This window comes from Sphingorhabdus sp., from assembly GCF_035329025.1.
GTDB lineage: Bacteria > Pseudomonadota > Alphaproteobacteria > Sphingomonadales > Sphingomonadaceae > Sphingorhabdus_B.
This window is the reverse complement of the sequence record NZ_DAOLHN010000013.1, coordinates 58533-65258: the sequence shown is the minus strand read 5'-3', so window position 1 is coordinate 65258 and position 6726 is coordinate 58533. Positions and strand designations below refer to the sequence as shown.

6 protein-coding genes are annotated in these 6726 nt (G+C 56.3%); 3 read left to right on the top strand and 3 right to left on the bottom strand.

The window, feature by feature from the left end:
* Positions 1-256 precede the first annotated feature (256 nt).
* From PKC81_RS05405 to PKC81_RS05395, 3 genes are read left to right on the top strand one after another with little or no spacing between them, the layout of a single operon-like run.
* On the top strand, positions 257-949 hold the full coding sequence (locus PKC81_RS05405; RefSeq protein WP_324333879.1) for a response regulator transcription factor: 693 nt from the start codon (positions 257-259) through the stop codon (positions 947-949).
* A 4-nt stretch (positions 950-953) separates the two neighbouring features.
* Positions 954-2246, top strand: coding sequence for a FecR domain-containing protein (locus PKC81_RS05400; RefSeq protein ID WP_324333877.1), 1293 nt, complete (start codon positions 954-956; stop codon positions 2244-2246).
* A 30-nt stretch (positions 2247-2276) separates the two neighbouring features.
* Positions 2277-4547 (top strand): CHASE2 domain-containing protein, encoded by a 2271-nt coding sequence (locus tag PKC81_RS05395; RefSeq protein ID WP_324333875.1) that lies wholly within the window; start codon positions 2277-2279, stop codon positions 4545-4547.
* Here the strand turns inward: PKC81_RS05395 and PKC81_RS05390 are convergent.
* From PKC81_RS05390 to PKC81_RS05380, 3 genes are read right to left on the bottom strand one after another with little or no spacing between them, the layout of a single operon-like run.
* Positions 4525-5055 carry a hypothetical protein gene (locus PKC81_RS05390; protein WP_324333873.1) on the bottom strand — a complete coding sequence of 177 codons (531 nt, stop codon included), beginning with the start codon at positions 5053-5055 and terminating at the stop codon, positions 4525-4527. The two genes, PKC81_RS05395 and PKC81_RS05390, sit on opposite strands and share 23 nt — an antisense overlap.
* Before the next feature lie 23 nt (positions 5056-5078).
* Positions 5079-5252 carry a hypothetical protein gene (locus PKC81_RS05385; RefSeq protein WP_298605136.1) on the bottom strand — a complete coding sequence of 58 codons (174 nt, stop codon included), beginning with the start codon at positions 5250-5252 and terminating at the stop codon, positions 5079-5081.
* Positions 5252-6625 carry a 3-deoxy-7-phosphoheptulonate synthase class II gene (locus PKC81_RS05380; RefSeq protein ID WP_324333869.1) on the bottom strand — a complete coding sequence of 458 codons (1374 nt, stop codon included), beginning with the start codon at positions 6623-6625 and terminating at the stop codon, positions 5252-5254. The genes PKC81_RS05385 and PKC81_RS05380 overlap by 1 nt, the downstream gene beginning before the upstream one ends.
* Between the last annotated feature and the right edge of the window lie 101 nt (positions 6626-6726).

Genomic DNA, 6726 nt, shown 5'->3' with positions numbered 1-6726 from the left:
CCAAGTGGTAAGGCACCGGTTTTTGGTACCGGCATTCGCAGGTTCGAATCCTGCCACCCCAGCCATATTCCCCCAGAACTTGCTTAAGCCTCTGACTCTGCGAGTATATATCTTAGGTTAAGTTATGTAAAAGGTCGTAACTATTCGACCGCATGTGTAGCGCAACTTGTAAATCCGCTTTAATTGGCCACAAAAGGGCGATGTGACCGGTGTAGTGCAAGAACATAAGGTCCATCGAGGGTAGATGGGTGGATATATGCGAATTGCTATTGCGGACGATGAAAGTGATGTCGTCAACTATCTGAAGAATCTCGTCGAAGAAATGGGACATGTTGCGACGTCCTTTTCGGATGGCGCAGCTTTGTCACAATCATTGGTCCGGGAAACCTATGATCTCGTTATCATGGACTGGACGATGCCGAAGAAAGACGGGTTGGCGACGCTGAACTGGATGCAGACTTCGCTGCAGGAGCGCCCCCCTGTCATCATGATGACAAATCGTACCGCCAAAAAGGACATCAGCGATGCACTAAACGCGGGTGCGGACGATTATATAACCAAGCCCGAAGATCCGTCGGTCATTTCCGCTCGCATCAATGCACTATTGCGCAGAAGCGCCGGCAGCGGTGCATTTGAAGCAAAGGCCGTTTACGGGGCCTATACCTTCGACCGGATTGATCAGACGGTTGCGGTTGAAGATAAAATCGTAACACTGACAGCCAAGGAGTTCGAACTGGCCGACATGTTCTTCCGCAATCGGGATCGCACCTTGTCGCGCAATTATATAATGGAAACCATCTGGCGGACGACGGCTGCGCTGGCCACTCGCACGCTTGACATGCACATCTCACGCGTTCGTGCCAAGCTGGACCTCAAACCGGAAAACGGGTTTCGCATCTTCACGGTATTCGGCTACGGATATCGTTTGGAGTCCATCGAGAAAAGGTAAGGCCATGAAGCATCTGGCATTATCCGTCGCAGCCTTTTCGCTTGCGGCGTGCTTTGGCGCACCTGCCCAGGCAAATGATGATCTGGCATATAAGGTTGTGCGCGGCGATACGCTGATCGGGCTTGCAGATAAATATATGCTGCGCACTGGTGACTACCGCATCGTGCAAAAGCGCAACAGGATCGCCAACCCGCATCTGATCCCGGTTGGTACCATCCTCAAACTGCCTCGGACGCTATTAAAGTTTCAACCTTCTTCCGCTCGCCTTTCTTCAGTGAAGGGGCAAGTCACCATGATGGATGGCAACATTGCAAAGGCAGTGTCGTCCGGCCAACTGCTTTCCGAAGGGCAGGCGGTGAAAACATCAGGCGGGTCTTTTGCCTCTCTGTTGCTGGAGGATGGCTCACGCATTTCGGTACCTTCGAACACCGATCTGAAGATCGTGCGCCTGCGCCGCTATATCCTTGAATCGGCGCTGGACTATGATTTCCAGGTGGATCGTGGCAGCGCCCGATCGAAGGTGGCACCGCTCAAGTCGGCGAACGACCGTTATCAGGTCCGCACGCCTCGCGCTGTCTCGGCGGTTCGCGGCACCGATTTCCAGACCCGTTTCGATGACAGCACGAATCGCGACTTTGCCGAGGTCGATGAAGGGGCGCTGGCGGTTGGCGTGAAAGGCGGCTCAGAATTGGCGGTGCCGGCGGGCTCCGGCCTCGCAGTCAATGCCGATGGTAGCGCGATTACCGAAGCCCTGCTGCCTCCGCTTGAAATCGAGGGAGCAGGCAGGCTTCAAAATGAAAGCTCCGTCCGCTTCGCCGTGGCTGCCCAGAAAACGCCCCTTCGCGTAAGTGTCGCCAAGGATGCGGGTTTCGAAGAACAGCTGGCCGACCAGATCGTTTCGGGCGCCGACGCAGATTTTGGCAATCTGGAAGATGGCACCTACTTCTTCCGTGCCCGTGCAATTTCGACAAAAGGTCTGGAAGGTCTTCCTGCCACCTATGCGTTCAAACGTCGGTTGAACTCGATCAGTGGTTCTGCGGGTTCAGCCGACGAAGGCTGGGTTTTCAAATGGAGCGGTCAGGGCCGGGGAACGATACGGTACAACTTCCAGCTTTTCAGAAACAATACCGATGGACCCGCGTTTGTTGACGAAGCAGGCCTGACAGCGCAACAAATTATCCTGTCCGAACTGCCCGATGGCGACTATTACTGGCGCGTCGGCTCTGTTCAATTTGCAGACGGCGAAACCAACACCAACTGGACGCCCCTTGAAAAGATTATTGTCGCTTCAAATTGATGGGCAGCAGGCAGTAGCTGGCGGCCGCACATGAACCTTCGCCGCCGATTGTTGATCGAATGGGCGTTAATTGCCTTGTTCGGTACGCTTGCTGTCATTCTGGCAACGCATTGGCGCGGCACATCTGCATTCGACAATCTGGTTTACGACCAACTGTCTTCAATCTCCCGCCCAAAACCCGACGAAAAGATCCTGTTGATCAACATCGACGAAGCCAGTCTGGCACGCATTGGTAAGTGGCCATGGAACCGGAATATCCATGCACAACTGATCGACAAACTTGCGTCCGCAGGCCCACGTACAATACTTCTTGACGTGCTGATGAGCGAAGCATCTTTGGCGGCTGACGATAGGGCATTGGCCGATGCGATGCGCAAATCCGGGGCGGTATACCTGCCGTTGAATTTTCATAGCCCTGGAAGTGATGGCAAAGCCTACGATACCGAACTCCCCCTGCCTACGCTGGATGCGGCAGCCAAAGGCGTAGGACATGTCAATATCACGTTCGACAACGACGGCATCGTCCGCCGCATCAACCTGTGTTTTGACAGTGACGAGCGAAGCTGGCCGCATCTGGCCGAACTGATATATCGGAACGGAGCAGAGCCCTCCCCGGCATTTGCAAGACTGGCCCGGTGTAGCCAACATCTCCTGCTCCCTTATGCGCCTCGCGACAGCTATTCGGAGATCTCTTTCGTTGATGCGCTGGAAGGTCGCATTCCCGATCAGTTGGTCAAGGGGCGCGACATAATCATCGGCGCTACGGCCGCCGGAATGGGAGATAACTACCCCGCCCCCTTCAGCGATGGCGGCGTCGTGTCGGGATCGGAAATCATGGCGAATATGGTTGCAGCGCTCCGCCGTGACGATTTCATCGCATCAGCGCCAGTCTGGCAGATTTCCCTGCTCTCGCTTTTGCCGATGTGGCTGTTGATGCTCGGCTTTCTGCGCTGGCAACCCCGAACGGCCTTGATCGTATCACTGTGTCTGATCGCGACCGTTTTCGTGACAAGCATGGTAGCTTTATCTGCAAGCATATGGTTTCCACCCGGCGCCGCACTGATTGGAATAATCTTGGTTTACCCTTTATGGGGTTGGCGCCGCCTGCAGGCTATGAGTGCCTTCATGCAGAGCGAACTCGGCGAACTTGAGCGCGAAGGCGAAATTGTGCCATTGGCATTGAACCCTGACCGCGGCAGTGATCTGGTCGGCCGGCAAAGCGCGGCACTGGGCAGCGCCATCGACCATTTGCGCGATCTGCGGCGCTTCGTATCAGACTCACTCGAACATTTACCTGATCCGATGTTTGTGACCGATACGGTTGGTACAGTGACTATGGCGAACCACCGGATCGAGGAATATCTGGGTCCAAGGCTTAAAGGCACGGCACTTAAATCTCTACTCGACCGCATCGTCGCACCCGTGCACCGGCGCAGTGTCGACGAGTATCTGCGGGCCATGGAGCGCGAGCCAACCGGTGATCATCAGCCATTTGTGCGTTTCGTCTCACCCGACGGAAGCCATTTCGTCATGCGCAGCGCTCCGGTCGTCAACGACTTGGATGTGCATGTCGGGCAGATCCACTATCTTGCTGACATCAGCGCGCTGGCGCAGGCGGAAAGCGATCGCGAAGAGGCGCTGCAACTGCTGTCACACGACATGCGATCCCCCCAATCCGCGATCATTGCCCTGCTGCCTACGGTAGCGGACAAGGATGTCAGCCGCCGCATTGAAGGGCATGCCCGCCGAACGATCGCTCTGGCGCAGGACTTTGTGGATGTTGCGCGCATGGGCGAGAGCCCTTTCGAAGGGACCGATGTTTTGCTCGCCAATTTGGCGCACGATGTTTCCGACAATCTGTGGCCGCTGGCGCAAGAGCGTAGCGTAAGGATAGAAGTAATCGATGATAGCGGCAGCGGCTTTGTGCTGGCAGAGCCTGACAGCCTCGGCCGCGCGATTACCAATATCCTCGACAATGCCATCAAATTCAGCCCTGTCGGAGGTTCGATACAGCTACGCACCCGGCGCATTCGTGATGTCGAAGCTAGCATGCTCGAGTTGACTATTTGCGACGAAGGGCCGGGCATTGAACCTGACCTGCTGCCAAGGCTGTTCACACGATTTGCTGCGCACTCGGCTCCTGATGCACGTATCAAGAGCAGCGGACTGGGCCTGACTTATGTCCGCGCGGTTGCGGAACGCCATGGAGGCAAGGTCTGGGTTGAAAATGGCAAGAAAGGCGCATGTTTCCACCTGCGCCTCCCTGAAGCGGCAGATCCTATTCCAGACCCTGCCGCCTAATTTTATACGCCCCCTTGGGACGAGAAAGATCGGCGAGAGCGGCGGTAACCAGAGCGGGGAGAACCTCGGCCATTTGCGCCTTGCAATGATATTCCGAAGCTTCGCCGCGATACAATTCAGTGCCATCGCCAATACGCGTCAATATGACCGAAAGGCGCATCTCTCTATCATCGCAACTCTGAAACGGCTTTGCATCTTTGGCCGCCGCAATATCCGTAACGGTATCGCCCGATTTTACCTTCACCGAAATGGCTGCATCCCTCTCTGCAAAAGCAACATGAAGCTGAACGTCACCGACTTGAGTTTCAGGAAAACCTTTATTTGCCAGAGATTTGATGACGGCGGCACGAGCCTGAGCAGCGGCTGAAGCTGTTGGCGGAGTTTCATGAAGAATCGTGAGGGCAGTCGCAACGCCAGGCCCGGCGCTGTTCACACGCGTTTCTATAGGGCTGGCACAAGCAGACAGGCCCAGAAACACTATAGAACTTAAAATCAGGCGCAACCCCATAAGCGGTCTTTAGCAGAGGGCACTCACCGCGTCAGCAGGAAATACACAACGTAAAACCAGCTGAAAAATCCATGGATAATCGCCCACAATACCGATTTATGCGCGGTATAGCTGATGACAATCGCCAGCGCGCTGCCGAAACCGACGCCCGATTTAACGACATCGCGCTGGATGATGCGAACGCGTTCCCCGGCCATCAAGCCGCTTGCCTTGCGCGCTCGGCCAGTTCCTGATTGAGCATTTCTGCCAGCAGGAAGGCCAGTTCTAGCGACTGCGCCGCATTGAGGCGCGGATCGCAATGCGTGTGATAACGATCCGCAAGCGCCTCATCGGTCACCGCAATCGCACCTCCAGTGCATTCGGTGACATTCTGGCCGGTCATCTCGATATGGATGCCGCCGCCAAAGCTGCCCTCTGCACGGTGCACGGCAAAGAATCCGCGAACTTCAGCCAATATCCGTTCGAACGGGCGGGTTTTGTATCCGCTGGCCGACTTGATCACATTGCCATGCATCGGGTCGCACGACCAGATTACCGGATGGCCTTCGCGCAGCACTGCACGCACTAGCTTCGGCAAACCGGCCTCGATCTTGTCATGGCCATAGCGCGTAATCAGCGTCATCCGCCCCGGAACGCGCGCCGGATTCAGCGTGTCGAGCATCCGCAACAGCGCATCCGGCTCCAGACTCGGTCCGCATTTCATGCCGATCGGATTGCCGATACCGCGCAGGAATTCGACATGCGACGAACCCTCAAAGCGGGTGCGGTCGCCAATCCACAGCATATGAGCCGAGGTGTCGTACCATTGACCGGTAAGCGAATCCTGCCGCGTCATCGCCTGCTCATAGGGTAAAAGCAGCGCTTCATGGCTGGTGTAGAAGCTGGTGCCCTTGATCTGGGGAACGGTTTCAGGAGTAATACCGCAGGCTTCCATGAAGGCCAGCGCCTCACCGATACGGTCGGCCACATCCTTGAATTTTTTTGCCCAGGGCGAACGGCCCATGAAATCGTGGGTCCAGGCATGCACCTGTTGCAGGTTGGCATAGCCGCCCTGGCTGAACGCGCGCAGCAGGTTCAGCGTGGCAGCCGCCTGGCTGTAGGCCTTGACCATACGTTCGGGATCGGGCTCGCGTGCGACGGATTCGAACGCGATATCGTTGATGATGTCGCCACGATAGCTGGGCAGCTCGACGCCATCGATCACCTCGGTATCGGCAGAGCGCGGCTTGGCAAACTGGCCTGCCATGCGGCCAATCTTCACGACCGGAAGCTTGCTGGCAAAGGTCAGGACGACAGCCATCTGCAACAGCACACGGAACGTATCGCGGATGTTGTTCGGGTGGAATTCGGCAAAACTTTCGGCGCAATCGCCACCCTGTAGCAGGAACGCCTTGCCATCCACCACATCGGCAAGTTCCGAAGTCAGGTTGCGCGCTTCACCCGCAAATACCAGCGGCGGAAAGTTGCGCAGCGTCGCTTCTGTCGCGGCCAGTGCTTCCTGGTCACGATAGGTCGGCATCTGCTTGCCGTCATGGTTGCGCCAGCTTTCGGGCGTCCAATTCGCCGCCATCTTGATTACTCCACTAAGTCTATTGCGGGCGGCCTTCTAGGCGTGTTGCCAACGATGGTGCAAGCAAAAGCGCCTATTTCCGCTCCAAACGCAAGTTTGTT